This window comes from Gammaproteobacteria bacterium (genome assembly GCA_014075255.1).
Lineage (GTDB): Bacteria > Pseudomonadota > Gammaproteobacteria > UBA4575 > UBA4575 > JABDMD01.
The window spans coordinates 1,829,108-1,844,531 of record CP046178.1; the positions used below are offsets into that span (position 1 = coordinate 1,829,108).

The 15,424-nt window shown below is 40.2% G+C and carries 18 protein-coding genes; 14 read left to right on the forward strand and 4 right to left on the reverse strand.

The window, feature by feature from the left end:
- The first annotated feature begins 12 nt into the window (after positions 1–12).
- From GKR92_09345 to GKR92_09395, 11 genes are all read left to right on the forward strand, one after another.
- Complete coding sequence (locus GKR92_09345; protein QMU61889.1) at positions 13–1,194, forward strand: hypothetical protein; 1,182 nt, start codon at positions 13–15, stop codon at positions 1,192–1,194.
- A 142-nt stretch (positions 1,195–1,336) separates the two neighbouring features.
- The gene (locus GKR92_09350) at positions 1,337–1,834 is read left to right on the forward strand and encodes a cation transporter (GenBank protein ID QMU61890.1); all 498 of its coding nucleotides are present in this window, start codon (positions 1,337–1,339) and stop codon (positions 1,832–1,834) included.
- A 4-nt stretch (positions 1,835–1,838) separates the two neighbouring features.
- Complete coding sequence (locus GKR92_09355) at positions 1,839–2,108, forward strand: hypothetical protein (GenBank protein QMU61891.1); 270 nt, start codon at positions 1,839–1,841, stop codon at positions 2,106–2,108.
- Between the two features lie 3 nt (positions 2,109–2,111).
- Entirely contained in the window at positions 2,112–2,417 is a 306-nt protein-coding gene (locus tag GKR92_09360) for a sodium:proton antiporter (protein QMU61892.1), read from the forward strand.
- A 22-nt stretch (positions 2,418–2,439) separates the two neighbouring features.
- Complete coding sequence (locus GKR92_09365) at positions 2,440–3,003, forward strand: DUF4040 domain-containing protein (protein QMU61893.1); 564 nt, start codon at positions 2,440–2,442, stop codon at positions 3,001–3,003.
- A complete protein-coding gene (locus tag GKR92_09370) occupies positions 3,003–3,425 on the forward strand; it encodes a Na(+)/H(+) antiporter subunit B (GenBank protein ID QMU61894.1) in 423 nt (140 codons plus the stop codon). The genes GKR92_09365 and GKR92_09370 overlap by 1 nt, the downstream gene beginning before the upstream one ends.
- Before the next feature lie 3 nt (positions 3,426–3,428).
- A complete protein-coding gene (locus tag GKR92_09375; protein QMU61895.1) occupies positions 3,429–3,800 on the forward strand; it encodes a Na+/H+ antiporter subunit C in 372 nt (123 codons plus the stop codon).
- Positions 3,800–5,308, forward strand: a complete 1,509-nt coding sequence (locus GKR92_09380; GenBank protein QMU61896.1) for a monovalent cation/H+ antiporter subunit D family protein — start codon at positions 3,800–3,802, stop codon at positions 5,306–5,308. Before GKR92_09375 ends, GKR92_09380 begins: the two co-directional genes overlap by 1 nt.
- Positions 5,309–5,311: 3 nt before the next feature.
- Positions 5,312–6,778 (forward strand): monovalent cation/H+ antiporter subunit D family protein, encoded by a 1,467-nt coding sequence (locus GKR92_09385; GenBank protein ID QMU61897.1) that lies wholly within the window; start codon positions 5,312–5,314, stop codon positions 6,776–6,778.
- Entirely contained in the window at positions 6,775–7,035 is a 261-nt protein-coding gene (locus GKR92_09390) for a hypothetical protein (GenBank protein ID QMU61898.1), read from the forward strand. Before GKR92_09385 ends, GKR92_09390 begins: the two co-directional genes overlap by 4 nt.
- Complete coding sequence (locus tag GKR92_09395; protein QMU61899.1) at positions 7,028–8,725, forward strand: Na(+)/H(+) antiporter subunit D; 1,698 nt, start codon at positions 7,028–7,030, stop codon at positions 8,723–8,725. Before GKR92_09390 ends, GKR92_09395 begins: the two co-directional genes overlap by 8 nt.
- Before the next feature lie 29 nt (positions 8,726–8,754).
- Here the strand turns inward: GKR92_09395 and GKR92_09400 are convergent, their stop codons facing one another.
- The gene (locus GKR92_09400) at positions 8,755–9,207 is read right to left on the reverse strand and encodes a DUF4440 domain-containing protein (protein QMU61900.1); all 453 of its coding nucleotides are present in this window, start codon (positions 9,205–9,207) and stop codon (positions 8,755–8,757) included.
- 65 nt (positions 9,208–9,272) lie between these two features.
- On the opposite strand from GKR92_09400, the gene GKR92_09405 reads away from it, so the two are divergent.
- The 3 genes from GKR92_09405 to GKR92_09415 all read left to right on the forward strand — a co-directional run bounded on the left by GKR92_09405 (position 9,273) and on the right by GKR92_09415 (position 10,418).
- Positions 9,273–9,620, forward strand: a complete 348-nt coding sequence (locus tag GKR92_09405) for a Rieske 2Fe-2S domain-containing protein (protein ID QMU61901.1) — start codon at positions 9,273–9,275, stop codon at positions 9,618–9,620.
- Positions 9,621–9,727: 107 nt separating this feature from the next.
- Positions 9,728–10,024: a hypothetical protein gene (locus GKR92_09410; protein QMU61902.1), complete on the forward strand. Its 297-nt coding sequence runs from the start codon at positions 9,728–9,730 to the stop codon at positions 10,022–10,024.
- Positions 10,025–10,085: 61 nt separating this feature from the next.
- Positions 10,086–10,418, forward strand: a complete 333-nt coding sequence (locus GKR92_09415; GenBank protein QMU61903.1) for a DUF1508 domain-containing protein — start codon at positions 10,086–10,088, stop codon at positions 10,416–10,418.
- Positions 10,419–10,609: 191 nt separating this feature from the next.
- Here the strand turns inward: GKR92_09415 and recG are convergent, their stop codons facing one another.
- The 3 genes from recG to GKR92_09430 all read right to left on the reverse strand — a co-directional run bounded on the left by recG (position 10,610) and on the right by GKR92_09430 (position 15,390).
- Complete coding sequence (gene recG / locus GKR92_09420; protein QMU61904.1) at positions 10,610–12,706, reverse strand: ATP-dependent DNA helicase RecG; 2,097 nt, start codon at positions 12,704–12,706, stop codon at positions 10,610–10,612.
- 69 nt (positions 12,707–12,775) lie between these two features.
- On the reverse strand, positions 12,776–13,159 hold the full coding sequence (locus tag GKR92_09425) for a RidA family protein (protein QMU61905.1): 384 nt from the start codon (positions 13,157–13,159) through the stop codon (positions 12,776–12,778).
- A 35-nt stretch (positions 13,160–13,194) separates the two neighbouring features.
- Positions 13,195–15,390 carry a RelA/SpoT family protein gene (locus tag GKR92_09430; protein QMU61906.1) on the reverse strand — a complete coding sequence of 732 codons (2,196 nt, stop codon included), beginning with the start codon at positions 15,388–15,390 and terminating at the stop codon, positions 13,195–13,197.
- Between the last annotated feature and the right edge of the window lie 34 nt (positions 15,391–15,424).

Below are 15,424 nucleotides of genomic sequence, written 5' to 3' on the forward strand. Positions count from 1 at the left end.
AGGTACAGATAAATGATTCGCGCATTACTAGTCTTTCTTTTCTTTCTTATCGTTTTTACAGCAGCAGTATTTTTAGCCATGCAAGCCCCAGGCTTTGCTAGTTTTACTTATGGTGAAACTACATACGAATTACCACTTGTTGAATTCGTTATTGGTTTATTCATATTGTTTACTATCTTCTATATTGTGCTGCGGTTATTTGCATTAGTTTTTAGTGCGCCTAAGCGCATTCAGTCTGCAATGAATAGTCGCCGAAAGAAAAAGGCATTAGGCAGCACCCAACAAGGCCTAACCAAATTTACTCAAGGCGATTGGATGCAGTCTGAAAAACTATTATTAAGTGGTGCAGAACATTCCAATTCAGCAATGGTAAATTACATTTGGGCGGCACGTGCAGCACATAAGCGCGGTGATTTTGCCGAGCGCGATGCGCACCTTGCTGAAGCTAAAAAATGTAGCCCTGCCGATCACGCTGCATTGGACGTGCTGCGTGCAGAATTGTTACTCGATCAACACATGCCAGAGCAAGCATTAGCGAGCCTTAGCCAACATGAGGATGCAATTCGTTCTAATCCTAAAATTGCTTGTTTATTTGCCAATGCTTATGAGCAACTTGAAGACTGGGAAAAACTATCAGGCATTATCCCGCAATTAAAAAATAGTAAAAATATAGACCAACACACCTATAACCAAATAGAAAAACGAGCTATACAAGGTTTACTCAATAATAGTGAAAATACATCTAATATTGATGAGATAGGCACAAAGTACAAAGAAAATATTTCTACCGACAATGAATTGACACTACATTATGTAACCGCACTACGCCAACAAGGCAAACACGAGCTTGCAGAAAGTACCGCTAGCGATGCATTGACTGAGAATTGGTGCTCTAAACTAATTCGTGAGTACGGTCTAATAGAGGTCAAAGATCCTAGTCAAATACTAAATAAAGCAGAGCAATGGGTAGAGCAACATACTAATGATGAAAATCTCTATCTAACATTAGGGCGCATTTGTAATAAAGCCCAACTTTGGGGCAAAGCCAAAGCATATTTTGAATCAAGTTTAACGCGTAAACCTTTAGCCGAAACCTATGCTGAACTTGCTGCATTACATGAACAGCTTGACGAAATGGATGATGCACATCGTTGTGCAAAAAAAGGGCTCAAGCTAGCTACACGCAGCATATAGTTTTCTTAATATAATGAGATCAGAAATGATCTACTTAGCATTATGGATAATCTACTAGATTAACTTGAATAATTGCCTAGGCTTAAGTACTTTGGTCCCCTCAGTTTCCATTTCATGATAAGCCTGAAACCATAAGCTAAGAATGCTCATTCGTATACTCATTGCATCTGTGGTGCTATTTTCTTTATGGTTACTTTTATCGGGCCACTTTGGCGTCTTACTGCTTTCATTAGGTGTTCTCAGTTGCATATTTGTTGCTTGGGTGTCAGAAAAGTTAGGCTTATTCAGCAGTAATTATTCAACTTTAAAGCTCAATTTCAAATTGCCAAAATTTTTACCTTGGTTTTTTGTCGAAGTCGTTAAATCCAACCTTATTGTAAGTTTCAGGATTTTACACCCTAAGCTACCGATAGAACCTAATGTTATGACACTTGATGCTTCTCAGCATGGCGACCTGGCCACCGCAGTATATGCAAATTGCATTACGCTAACACCAGGCACCTACAGTTTAGATCTTGATTCAAATAGCATAGAAGTTCATTCGCTGACTATTGCACTCGCTGAAGATTTAAAATCTGGTGAAATGAGTAGAAGAATTTCAGCTTTAGAATCTAAACCTGCCACGGACTCAGTAAATTAAATAAATGTTCATTACTGCCACGATTGCGATTCTTGTAGTAATGTTAATAATTTTACTGCGCGCAGCTTTAGGGCCAACTGTTTTTGACCGAATTTTAGCAATCAATACATTTGGCACTGCAACCGTACTATTAATTGCCTTATTTGGATTCATAACGGGCAGGCCGGATTTTATGGATATCGCGTTGTTATATGCCTTGATAAACTTTATCTCAACCATCGCTGTACTAAAACTTTTCCGCTATGGAAATTTGGGCAAAACACCAAGCGAATAATTTATGCAAATAATCACTGCACTAGGATGGGTATTGCTAGCATTAGGAGGATTTTTTTGCCTCGTCGGTTCAATAGGACTAATACGCTTACCTGATTTTTATTCTAGAGTTCATGCTGCAAGTATTGTTGACAGCTTAGGCGCTATTCTAATTCTATTAGGCTTGATTACTCAGACTCAAGATCCCATCGTCATCATCAAGCTCATATTTATCTTATTTTTTATGATGCTAACAGGACCAACCGCTGTACATGCACTAGCGAGGGCAGCAAAACTCACAGATAAGGAAACCAAAATTGACAACCATTAATTAGGTTGCATCTGAAAGCACAATGGATATCCAAACCATCATCAATATTTCTTTGCTGACACTATTAGCCCTGACTGCGGTTATTTTACTTCGTCTACATAATTTACTAGCCGCAGTACTATTAAGCGGTATATATAGTTTATTATCTGCTGGATTATTTGTAAGTCTCGATGCAGTAGATGTTGCATTTACTGAGGCTGCCGTAGGTGCAGGCCTCACTACAGTTTTATTACTGGGTGCAATTGCAGTAACGGGCAGAGAGCAATCAATAACTCGTCACAGCAAGTTACTACCCATAGCTGTAGCCACCATAACCGCTGCAGCATTAATTTATGCCACATTAGACATGCCTAAATTTGCTGATCCTAATGCGCCCATTCACACGCATGTCGCACCACGTTATATAGAAAAAAGTGGTGAAGAAATTGGTATCCCGAATATAGTTACCTCTGTACTCGCAAGCTATCGAGGCTACGACACATTGGGAGAGGTTACTGTAGTGTTTACTGCTGCCATTGGGGTGATGTTATTACTCGGCGGTTCGCGTAAACCAAAAAACCAAAGCATTAAAAAAACTAGAGAGTAATGAGCAAAAAAAGAAGTCTTATTTTGCGTGAGGCGTGCAACCTAGTTGTACCAGCAGTTTTATTGTATGCCTTTTATGTGCAATTCCATGGTGACTACGGTCCAGGCGGAGGCTTTCAAGCCGGTGTAATTTTTGCTGCGGCCGTTATACTTTATGCGCTTGTATACGGAAGAGATAAGACACAGAGAATATTTCCAACAAGTGTAGTGCGCTATTTTGTATCTATCGGTTTACTTCTTTATGCGGGAGTTGGAGTTGCTACTTTGTTTATGGGCGGAAACTACCTTGACTATAACGTTCTAGCTCATGACCCAATACATGGCCAACATCTTGGCATCTTTCTCATTGAATTAGGTGTAGGTATTACAGTTGCTGCCGTGATGATTATGATCTTTTATATGCTAGATGAGTACACAGAATAAATCATGTTTGCAGATTATTATAATTACTGGGTAGCTATAATTTTGATGATGTTGGGTTTTTATATTGTCATTGCAGATGCTAATTTAATAAAAAAAATAATTGGTCTAACCATTTTCCAAACCTCTGTTTTCATTTTGTTTATCTCAATGAGCAAAGTAGAGGGTGGAACAGCTCCCATTTTAGAAGAAGGTATAACAACGTACAGCAACCCTCTTCCACATGTGCTAATTTTGACCGCAATTGTTGTTGGGGTTGCCACAACCGCTCTAGGGCTTGCAATCATTGCGCGTATTCATCGTGAATATGGCACGATCGATGAAAATATTATTCATGAGCAAGATGAAAAAGAATATGATGATGAGGCTTCATCCTAGTGCTAAGCCAACATCTTGCCGTTTTACAAGTTGTAGTACCATTAATTGCAGCGCCCTTATGCGCATTACTTCCCTTAGCACGCCCGGGTAATAAATTAAGCAACTATGTTGCTTGGGTGTTTACAACGTTTGCAAGCATTACAACTTTTATTATCGCCATACTACTTGCAAAAGAAGTGTCGCAACATGGCGTTATTAGTTATCAGCTTGGAGGGTGGGCGCCTCCGTGGGGTATTGAATACCGAATTGATCATTTAAGCACCTATGTTCTTCTGATCGTATCTGGAATTGCTAGTATCACCATGCTTGCAGCACGCAAGAGCATTGAACAAGAAGTAGCTCATGAAAAAATTAGTCTGTTCTATGCCGCTTTTTTACTTTGCTTAACGGGCTTACTCGGCATCGTTGCAACCGGTGATGCCTTTAACATTTTTGTATTCTTAGAAATTAGCTCACTATCTTCATATGTTTTAATAGCTCTAGGAAGTAATCGTAAGGCCCTAACCGCTTCATATCAGTACTTAATCATGGGAACGATTGGTGCAACGTTTATTTTAATTGGTGTCGGTCTGCTTTATATGCTTACAGGAACATTAAATATTGTTGATCTACAACAAAGAGTTCCCGACTTACTCGACTCAAGAGCACTTCATGCAGCATTTGCGTTTTTTACCGTAGGGATCTCACTAAAGTTAGCGCTGCTACCGTTACATTTATGGTTGCCCAATGCCTACGCATACGCGCCTTCCATGATTACAGTATTCCTATCCGCAACAGCCACCAAAGTTTCGCTCTATGTGTTGTTTAGATTCTTCTTTGGTTTGTTCTCTAACGAAATTACATTTGAGGAATTTAAACTAGATAAAATATTGCTACCCCTTTCTATACTAGCAATTCTAATTGCATCATCTGTAGCCATCTTCCAAGAAAACATTAAAAGAATGCTGGCTTATTCTAGTGTTGCCCAAATAGGCTACATGACACTTGGTATTAGCTTAGCAACGAAGAGTGGCAGCATTGCTGGTATGTTACATATGTTTAATCATGCCATTATTAAAGGCGGACTATTTTTAGCTATGGCATGTATTGTTTTACGCACAGGCTCAGTGCAATTATCAAACTTCGCAGGACTAGGGAAACGTATGCCATGGACCATGGCAGCTGTCTTGCTTTTAGGGCTTGGACTAATAGGAGTTCCTTTCACCGCAGGATTTATTAGTAAGTGGTACTTATTAATAGCTGCACTTGAGCAAGAACGCTGGTTTGTGGCTATAGTAATAGTGGGTGGATCATTACTTGCAGTTATATATATATGGAAAATTATAGAGTATGCATACTTAAAGAGCCCAATAAAACAGTCAAATAAAAATCCTACTGAGTCTATTGAAGCTCCATTACAAATGCTCATTCCTCTATGGATATTAGTTGCGGCTAGCTTCTATTTTGGACTCAATACTTCATTCAGTTACGGGTTTGCAGAAACCGCAATTAATTATTTATTCCTATAGTCAATGACTGTTCTTCTACAACAATTTGAATTAGCCATTGTAATTCCGCTCCTTGCAGGTTTATTGGTTTTATTATTTCGAAATCATGCATCTCTACGAGAAGCTTCATCACTGCTCGCGGCGGTACTTTTATTTATTTTTACTGCACAACTAATAGGCAGCGAGCAGCAAAATATAACGCATACACTGCTTACTATTACCCCTGGCCTGTCACTATCATTTCATATTGAGCCATTAGGGCTAACGTTTGCACTGTTGGCATCAAGCTTATGGATTATTACCACGGTTTATTCGATCGGGTATATGCGGGGCAATAAGGAAAAAAACCAAACACGGTTTTATCTATTCTTTGCACTATCCATCGCCGCGACCATGGGAATAGCTTTTGCGGCCAATTTAGCTACGTTGTTTATATTTTACGAAGCATTGACCTTGTGTACTTTCCCATTAGTTGCACACAAACAAAATGCCGATGCTCAATCTGGTGGGCGCACCTACTTAGGCATTCTGCTCGGCACTTCAATTGTATTTTTCTTAACCGCGATCGTAATCACCTGGTTACAGGCAGGGACCTTAAACTTTATACCTGGGGGTATCTTAGAAGGAAACATAGATAAAACCGGCGCTATTATCTTATTCACTTTGTTTATGTTTGGAGTAGGTAAAGCTGCTCTAATGCCTTTCCATCGTTGGCTACCAGCAGCCATGGCCGCTCCAACACCTGTAAGCGCATTGTTACACGCAGTAGCAGTTGTAAAAGCAGGAGTATTCTCTGTACTAAAAATCACTATTTATATTTTTGGAATTGATTTCGTTTCAACCCAAAATGCATCTGATTGGATCTTATGGATTGCTGTTGCCACGATGCTGATCTCTTCCATCATTGCGCTGAGCAAAGATAACTTTAAAGCACGACTCGCATACTCAACCATCAGCCAATTGTCTTATATAGTGATCGGCGCTGCTTTAGCGAGTCCATTAGCAGCATTAGGTGGAGCCATGCATATTGTTACCCATGCATTTGGCAAGATCACTTTATTCTTTTGTGCTGGGGCGATATATACCGCAACAAAATTTACTCAAATCAGTCAGCTAGATGGTTTAGGTAGGCAAATGCCTTTTACTTTTTCCGCCTATTTGATAGCTGCGATTAGCATTATTGGATTGCCGCCACTAGTGGGCAGCTGGAGCAAGTGGTTTTTAATCGAAGGCAGCATCAGTACAGAAAATTATATTGTATTAATTGCATTCGGTTTGAGTACGTTACTAAATTGCGCGTACTTACTACCCATAGCACTTCGTGCATTTTTCAAAACTCCTAGTACAGAAATAGCTAACTGGACGCCAGGCATAAAAGAAGCGCCCTTAGCTTGTGTCGCGCCATTATGCTTGACTGCTTTAGCAACATTGATCATGTTCTTTTTCATACAACCCATTTATGAATTTTTAGCTCCAGTGTTCATTCAATGAAACCTAACGATAAAAAATATTGGCTAGACAAATCTAGCAATGTAAACAAGCTAGTTTATTTGCTCTACGCAGCTTGCGCAGCACTCCTTATCGTTGAATCCTACTATTTTATATTTGGGCACAAACACGGCCATTTTGAATTTGAACAATGGTTTGGTTTTTATGCTTGGTTTGGGTTTATCGCTTATATCAGTATTGTTATGAGTGCAAAGTTGTTCAGAAGGTTCATTAAACGCAAAGAGAATTACTATGACTAGTGCTCTTTTACACCCTGCGTTTATTTTAATCCTAGGTGGTTTGCTACAAATAGCCCTACCCGCACAATTACGTAGATTCTTCCTGCTAGCACTTCCTGTTCTAGCAGCATTTTCTTTACTAAGTATAGAGCCCGGACATTACGGAAACATACAGTTATTTAACTATGAATTAACGTTGCTACGGCTAGATAATTTAAGTTTTATATTTGCGCTTATTTTCCATATTGCATTGTTTATTGTCGCGCTGTACGCCTGGCAAGAAAAAGATACCTTGCAACTGGCAAGTATGTTTGTTTACGCGGGAGGCGCAATTGGCGCGGTATTAGCAGGTGATCTACTCACATTATTTATCTTTTGGGAAGTTACTGCGGTTTCATCGGCATTATTAATATGGGCCAATAGAACCACAGGTGCAATGCGCGCAGGACAGCGATATTTTATTATCCATGTAGGGTCAGGTTTATTCTTACTGGCTGGCAGTATCCTGCACTATCAAACTACAGGTTCACTGGCGTTTGATCATATCGGAATCGATAGCCTTGCAGGTTGGCTTATCTTGATTGCCTTTGCTATCAAATGCGCATTTCCTTTACTGCATAATTGGTTACAAGATTCTTATCCCGAAGCTAGTGTGGTCGGCACCGTTGCACTGTCTGTATTCACCACAAAGTTAGCGATATATGCATTAGCGCGAGGTTATCCAGGCACAGAAATGTTGGTTTGGATCGGCGCTATCATGACGGCTTTCCCGATCTTTTTTGCAGTGATTGAAAATGATTTGCGTCGCGTGCTTTCATACAGCTTAAACAACCAGCTTGGTTTCATGGTGGTGGGCATTGGTATCGGAACCGAGATGGCTTTAAATGGTACCGCTGCCCACGCCTTTGCACACATTTTATATAAAGCATTATTGTTCATGAGCATGGGCGCTGTATTGCATCGCGTGGGCACTACCAAGGCCTCAGAGTTAGGCGGTTTATATAAATCTATGCCATGGACCGCAGGGTTTTGCATTATCGGCGCCATGTCGATTTCAGCTTTCCCTCTGTTAAGCGGTTTTGTTTCTAAAGCGATGATTCTTACTGCAGTTGCGGATGAAGGCTATTGGTTTATTTGGTTAGTTTTGCTATTTGCATCTGCCGGAGTATTGGATCACTCTGGAATCAAAGTGCCCTTCTTTAGCTTCTTTGCACATGATAGTGGCAAACGTTGTGCAGAGGCGCCGATGAATATGTTGTTGGCCATGGGTATTGCTGCTTTCTTATGTATCGCAATTGGTGTTTATCCAACTTTCTTATATAACTTGTTGCCACATGAAGTTAATTTCATTCCATACACCAGTTCTCACGTCATTACACAACTACAATTACTTTTATTTTCTGCTTTAGCGTTTGCGGTGTTGTATCGAAATAATGTTTATCCAGCAGAAATTCGCGCGACCAATTTAGATTTTGACTGGTTTTACCGTAAACCAGGCGCCTATCTAGCAAGAGGCATAGGGAATTTAATTGCGGCAGGAGAAATAGGAGTTTTATCTAGCTTGAAAAAAATACTATTCTTGGTAGGTACTCGCTTACATCGCCACCATGGACCCCAAGGAATCCTTTCAAGAAGCTGGCCAACCGGCAGTATGGTGATGTGGATTGCATTTTTACTAGGCGCATACCTCATCTTTTACTATATTTATTAAAACTTCTTCACAAGATAATTTAAATTCAATTAGTGAAAGGTTTTCTTCTCTTCATCCTGCTCATCTAAGCTCTCTTCATCTGCGGGAATAAGCGCTGGCCTAAGCTCTGGTGAAGCATGATGTAAAATCATACGCCAACTGTTACTGCTTTTGCGATACACATTAGTAGCAATAATTTCCGACTGAAGCTCGCCGTCCATGTAAATCGATTCAATAACGTGATGCATGGCAATATCATTCTCCATCAATACTCTTTTTTGATTGATCTCAAACTTAATCCCATTCTCGTGGCTAAAAATTTGCTCCCAGCTCTCAACTATATTATTTATTCCCTCTAAACGATTCCCGCCGGGATGAATACAAGTAATATCTTCATCCTCTGCCCAAACGGACATCATCAACTCTAGGTCTTCTTGTTGAAATGCAGCATAAAATGCTTTTTCTGCTTCTTCTGAGGTCAAGAAAAGTTTCTTTTCTTCCATGGTAACTTAGATGTTCGATTGTTAGAGTCTTACAATGATGAGCTCAGCAAAACATATATAGCGACATGTCTCAAGAAGAATTAATTATTGCTACTGTAGATGAAATAGCAGATCCAGGCAGCAAAGGTCTAAGCATTAACCAAGAAGGTACAAAACTTGAGCTATTTATCGTCAAAAAAGATGCCAAAATTGTTGTATACCAGAACTCATGTCCGCATACACAAGGCCCTCTCGATTGGACGGCCGATCAGTTTTTAGATATGGATAGTAATTACATTATGTGTGCCAATCATGGTGCATTATTTGAAATTAACACTGGACTATGTGTCTATGGGCCGTGCAAGGCAGAAAGTCTTAAAACACTACCTTTCATGATAAAGGATGGCGATATCTATCTAACTTTGCAAACCTAATCCTTAAAAGGCTTCAATTTTATATACATACATATTCCACTTAAGCTCAAGCTTGCTACAATATCAGCCAGTTAAAAACATTAATAATAAGTACGAGTTTTACTGCTATGACACTAAATACAATTATTTCATTACTCTGCGCGCTAATTAGCTGGGCTCTAGCGATTTTTTTAGGCACTCAATTATTATCGGGCACTTTCGATGGACGCAGCTGCCAAACCTCCTGTGTAAATATTGTGTTTTGGGTATCGTTAGCAATAGCTGTGCTTGGACTTATCTTCAGTGTAGGTGGAATTTCAATTGGCAAATCGAATTGGATCAAAACTCTATCATTATTGGCCTTGGTTGGCTTGGTTGGAATTTACGTTACCACTATGTTGATTGGAAATTTTGATATCCTTTAACCTGGGATACTTAAATCCTTTTAGCATAAATTTATTTCTTTCAATTTATTAGGAGTTATACATGCCTGCAAAATTTGAGTTATATAAAGACAAGAAAGGCGAATTTAGATTTAGATTAAAATCCAGTAATGGTGAAAACATCTTAGCCAGCGAAGGTTACAAAGCTAAAACCAGCGCTAAAAATGGAATTGAATCTGTTAAAAAGAATGCACGTGACCTTAAGCGCTTTGAAGCAAAAAAATCAAAAAGTGGCAAACAGATGTTCAACCTAAAAGCCGGAAACAATCAAGTAATTGGTACTTCGCAAATGTATAACTCTACAGCCTCTTGCAACAATGGCATTAAAAGCGTTAAAACCAATGCACCTAAAGCGAAAGTAGAAGATCTGACCTAGGTTGAATTTTCTATATGTAACACATGGACGACCGTCATGGATGACGGAAGTACTAGAACCGCAGGATGCAGTCTCTAGGGAGATGCATCAAATTAAAAATAAGTAATCTTTATTAAGAGCAGGTTGGGAAATTCAAAGTTAATGTCTGCTAACGACCGAAAGCGGACATTCTGGTAAAAAGCAAATAAAACCTAGACCTGCCCATACTCAGTCGATCTACCTAGCCATCTTTGAATCACAGCATCTGCATTTTTTGGGTGATCTTGTAAAAGTTGTTTCGCAGTTTCTTGCACCAGTGGAATTAAGTCCTGATCGCGCATAATATTTGCAATGCGCAATTGCAACATTCCGGTTTGACGGGTGCCTAATACTTCACCCGGCCCACGTATTTCTAAATCCACCTGAGCAATTTTAAATCCATCATTAGTATTACGCATGGTATCAATTCGAGTTTTAGCATTTTCTGTAAGTGGTGGATCAAACACTAATACACAACTACTCTCTTCAGTACCCCGACCCACCCGGCCACGTAGTTGATGCAATTGCGCCAAACCTAAACGTTCAGCATTTTCGATGATCATTAAGCTCGCATTAGGCACATCTACACCCACTTCGATTACCGTGGTTGCAATAAGCAGGTCAATGTTTTTTGCAGTGAAATCCTGCATCACGGCGTCTTTCTCTTTACCTTTCATGCGGCCATGCACTAAACCAACTTTTACGCCGCGCAACATTTGGCTTAACACGCGATACACATCTTCTGCAGCTTGGCATTGTAGAGCTTCAGATTCTTCAACTAAGGTGCATACCCAATAGGCTTGTTGGCCATTACGGCAAGCATTAGCCACACGTTCGACCACTTCATGGCGCCTTTCCATAGGGATGGCAATGGTGCTTATTGGTTTTCTTCCTGGAGGCAATTCATCAATCACTGAGTAATCTAAATCTGCATAGGCTGTCATTGCTAAGGTTCTAGGAATTGGTGTGGCGGTCATAATCATCTGATGTGGATGCATACCATCTTTTATGCCCTTTTCACGCAAGGCCAGACGCTGGTGCACACCAAAGCGGTGCTGTTCATCCACCACCACTAATGCTAGATTTTTGAATTCAACACCTTGTTGAAACAATGCGTGTGTTCCGACAATTGCATTGGCAGAACCACTGGAAATTAATTCTTTCATCTCAGCAGCTTTGCTTGCAGTAAGTTTCCCTGATAGCCACGCAATGCGAACCCCTAGCGGCTCCAGCCATTTAGAAAAGTTACGCAAATGTTGTTCGGCTAAAATTTCCGTAGGCGCCATCATCACAGCTTGGTAGCCCGCTTCGATGGCTTGCAAACACCCTGCTATGGCCACCAATGTTTTACCGCTACCAACATCGCCTTGCACTAAACGCAACATTGGATAGTCATTGGCTAAATCAGAAAAAACGGTTTTAATTACATGTTTTTGAGCACCGGTCAGCTCGAACTCCAAAGCATCAAGAAGACCTTTATATAACTTACCTTTTGACTGAATCGAAACAGCGTCTTGTTTTTGCATTTGTAACCGTAATTTCGACAAGCTCAATTGCTGCGCTAACAATTCCTCGAAAGCTAAACGACGTTGCATCGGATGTTTTCCAGATGTTAGAGCTTCTGTATCCGCTTCCGGCGGAGGTCGATGTACAAATCTTAAAGCATCGAGAATACTGACATTTTGCCCATCAATGCGCGGAGGACTTGGTAGTAAATCTAGCGTAGGCTCGTCATCCTTGCCTTCATGCTCAGTGACCCACTGCAAAGCTTGAGTAGTCAGACGTCGCAAGCTAAGTTGATGCAAGCCTTCTGTAGTTGAATAAATAGGCGTTAAATGATCTTCAACCTTGGTAGTTTCGTCATTGTGCAATATTTCATATTCCGGATGCACCATCTCTGGCCCTTTCAGACTTCGTCTGATCTCACCAAAACATCTGATTTTAACACCGTTAGATAAGCTTTCGCGTTGGGATTTATTAAAGTAAAAAAACCTCAGCTGCACTCGACCCGTGCCGTCTTCTACACTAACTAGTAGCATGCGGCGTTTACGAAACACCACTTCACTATGCTCAATGGTGCCGATCACTACACACTCGTCGCCTGTACGTAACGCTCCTACAGGCTTAATACGAGTGCGATCTTGATAACGTATAGGCAAATGAAACAACAGATCTTGTACGGTATAGATCTGTATACGTTGCAATCGTTCAGCAACTTTCGGCCCCACACCTTTTAGTGCAGTTACCTCGGGAAATGATTTGTTACTCAATCGTTAATGTAGTGATATTATAAAAAGATAGGACTTTGTTGATGGTTGAAAAAAGTTGACAGAAATTGATCAGCCTAATTCCATTATGGCATCCATTTCCACAGCGACCCCTTTAGGCAAAGAAGCAACACCAACGGCAGCACGCGCTGGATAGGGTTCTGAAAAATATTCGGCCATCACTTCGTTCACTAGTGGGAAATGGCTCAAGTCGGTTAAAAATATATTAACTTTAGCTAACTTATCTAATGAGCCGCCCGCAGCTTTGGTAACGGCTTGCAGGTTATCAAACACTTGACTGATTTGTTTGCGCATATCACCTTCTACCACTTCCATCGTTGCAGGAACTAGTGGAATTTGTCCTGATAAATACACAGTAGAATTTACTTTCACTGCTTGTGAATACGTGCCAATCGCTTGTGGCGCCTGATCAGTAGCGATAATTTCCCTAGCCATTTTTATCTCCTGAAATATTATTAGAAATTTCTTATTTATTGAGTACGTTTTACTTTGTAAATCTGTGGAACATTACGGATCGTGCGCATGATACGCGCAAGATGAACACGATCTTTAACGGTTAACAATACCGTAATCATCGTAGTTGAGCCTAGTTTTTCATCAAACACGATATTTTCAATGTTTGAACCTGCTTCGGAAATTGTAGCTGCCACTACTGCCAATACTCCCGGCTCATTTGCCGTACGTATAGAAATTTCTGCTGTGAATTCATTAGTGATATCATTTGACCAGTACACATGAATCCATTTATCACGACTGGTAGTTTTACGTTTAGTATTTTCACATTTTATATGGTGCACCACTAAGCCTTTACCTGCTGTCATGATTCCTATAATGGCATCTCCCGGAATTGGATAGCAACATTTACCAAAACTCACCACCATACCTTCCGTGCCATGAATAGCGAGTGGATGCTTACTTTCACTTTTACGTCGCAACTTAATCCAACTACCACGTAATGATTCAATATGTTTGGCCACAAACGGCGCCATTCGATTACCCAAGCCAATTTCATGAAATAATTGCTCTTCTGACTCTAACTGCAAATCTTTTAAAAGATTTGCTTGCTCTCGAGCACTAATATCTTGCCATGATTTGTCATACGCTCTTAAAGCTTTATTCAGTAAACGTTTGCCAAGCTCTAATGCTTCATCGCTCTGCAAGTTTTTCAAGAAACTACGTATATTGGATCGCGCTTTTGCAGTAACTACAAAGTTCAACCACGCAGGATTGGGGCGCCCACTAGGCGAAGTAATGATCTCTACAGTTTGGCCATTTTGTAATACAGTGCTAAGTGACTCTAAGCGTCGATTTATTTTTGCAGCCACACACTGGTTTCCAATATCCGTATGCACAGCATATGCAAAATCAATAGTTGTAGAGTTAGTCGGTAATTCCATAATATCGCCAGCAGGGGTGAAGACATAGATTTCATCTCGATATAAATCAACTTTGACACTCTCTAAAAATTCTAGAGAACTGCCGGAACGGTTTTGCATCTCGGATACACTATTCAGCCACTCACGGGTACGAATATGTGGTGCAGCGTGGTCATCACTAGCATCCTTATACATCCAATGCGCTGCAATTCCAGACTCAGCTACTTGATCCATTTCTTTCGAGCGCACTTGAACTTCTATAGGCATACCTTTTGGACCAAATAAAATAGTATGCAAAGACTGGTAAGCATTTTTTTTCGGAATGGCAATGTAATCTTTAAATTTCTCAGGCACAGGTTTATACAAGTTATGAATTACACCTAGTACTCGATAGCAAGTATCTACACTGTCTACGATAATTCGAAATGCAAATACGTCATAAACTTCAGAGAACTGCAGATGCTTATCTTTCATCTTACGATAGATGCTATAGATGTTTTTTTCGCGGCCGTGAATTCTACTAACGATATTAGCCTGTTCTAGTCGCTCACAGATATTTTTTTCAACTTCTTGCAATAACGAATCTCGATTTATATTGGTACGACGGGTCACATCTTTGAGTACTTCATATCTTTTTGGCCACACTGCCTTAAAACAAAGCTCTTCTAGCTCAACACGTAACCCATGCATACCTAATCGCAATGCAATAGGAGCATAAATATCTAACGTTTCTCGTGCGATGCGTTTTTGTTTATCAAGTCTCATCACATCGAGAGTACGCATATTGTGTAAACGATCTGCAAGCTTAATGATAATGACACGCACGTCTTTAACCATTGCAAGCATCATTTTGCGGAAATTTTCAGCTTGTGCTTCTAATTTTGATTCAAACTCAAGATGAGTTAGCTTGCTTACGCCATCGACCAGGTTTGCAACCTCATCACCAAACTCATTATTAATCTGATCTTTTGCAGTTTCCGTATCTTCAATAACATCATGCAAAATTGCTGCTTGAATAGTTTCTGCATCCATGTGCATTTCAGCTAAAACTTTAGCAACAGAAATCGGATGATAAATATATGGTTCGCCGGAAAGACGTGTTTGGCCTTCATGTGCATTGGCACTAAAAAGGTACGCTTTGTAGATTTTTTTTACGTGCTCAGAATCTAAATAGCCCTCTAATAGAGCGCATAGATCACTGATTAAGAACCGTGAAGACTGATTTGTAGAAATACTTGAGCTTGCGGATTTATCGACTGATCCAGCAGCAGACCCTGCGACAGTTGCCATTATTCATTGTCGCGATAAAACGACTTACCTCGAA

Bases quoted from the DNA above. Each gene is read 5' to 3' on its own strand.
- GKR92_09345 (QMU61889.1), top strand. From the start codon at position 13: ATGATTCGCGCATTACTAGTCTTTCTTTTCTTTCTTATCGTTTTTACA.
- GKR92_09350 (QMU61890.1), top strand. From the start codon at position 1,337: ATGCTCATTCGTATACTCATTGCATCTGTGGTGCTATTTTCTTTATGG.
- GKR92_09355 (QMU61891.1), top strand. From the start codon at position 1,839: ATGTTCATTACTGCCACGATTGCGATTCTTGTAGTAATGTTAATAATT.
- GKR92_09360 (QMU61892.1), top strand. From the start codon at position 2,112: ATGCAAATAATCACTGCACTAGGATGGGTATTGCTAGCATTAGGAGGA.
- GKR92_09365 (QMU61893.1), top strand. From the start codon at position 2,440: ATGGATATCCAAACCATCATCAATATTTCTTTGCTGACACTATTAGCC.
- GKR92_09370 (QMU61894.1), top strand. From the start codon at position 3,003: ATGAGCAAAAAAAGAAGTCTTATTTTGCGTGAGGCGTGCAACCTAGTT.
- GKR92_09375 (QMU61895.1), top strand. From the start codon at position 3,429: ATGTTTGCAGATTATTATAATTACTGGGTAGCTATAATTTTGATGATG.
- GKR92_09385 (QMU61897.1), top strand. From the start codon at position 5,312: ATGACTGTTCTTCTACAACAATTTGAATTAGCCATTGTAATTCCGCTC.
- GKR92_09390 (QMU61898.1), top strand. From the start codon at position 6,775: ATGAAACCTAACGATAAAAAATATTGGCTAGACAAATCTAGCAATGTA.
- GKR92_09395 (QMU61899.1), top strand. From the start codon at position 7,028: ATGACTAGTGCTCTTTTACACCCTGCGTTTATTTTAATCCTAGGTGGT.
- GKR92_09400 (QMU61900.1), bottom strand. From the start codon at position 9,207: ATGGAAGAAAAGAAACTTTTCTTGACCTCAGAAGAAGCAGAAAAAGCA.
- GKR92_09405 (QMU61901.1), top strand. From the start codon at position 9,273: ATGTCTCAAGAAGAATTAATTATTGCTACTGTAGATGAAATAGCAGAT.
- GKR92_09410 (QMU61902.1), top strand. From the start codon at position 9,728: ATGACACTAAATACAATTATTTCATTACTCTGCGCGCTAATTAGCTGG.
- GKR92_09415 (QMU61903.1), top strand. From the start codon at position 10,086: ATGCCTGCAAAATTTGAGTTATATAAAGACAAGAAAGGCGAATTTAGA.
- GKR92_09425 (QMU61905.1), bottom strand. From the start codon at position 13,159: ATGGCTAGGGAAATTATCGCTACTGATCAGGCGCCACAAGCGATTGGC.
- GKR92_09430 (QMU61906.1), bottom strand. From the start codon at position 15,390: ATGGCAACTGTCGCAGGGTCTGCTGCTGGATCAGTCGATAAATCCGCA.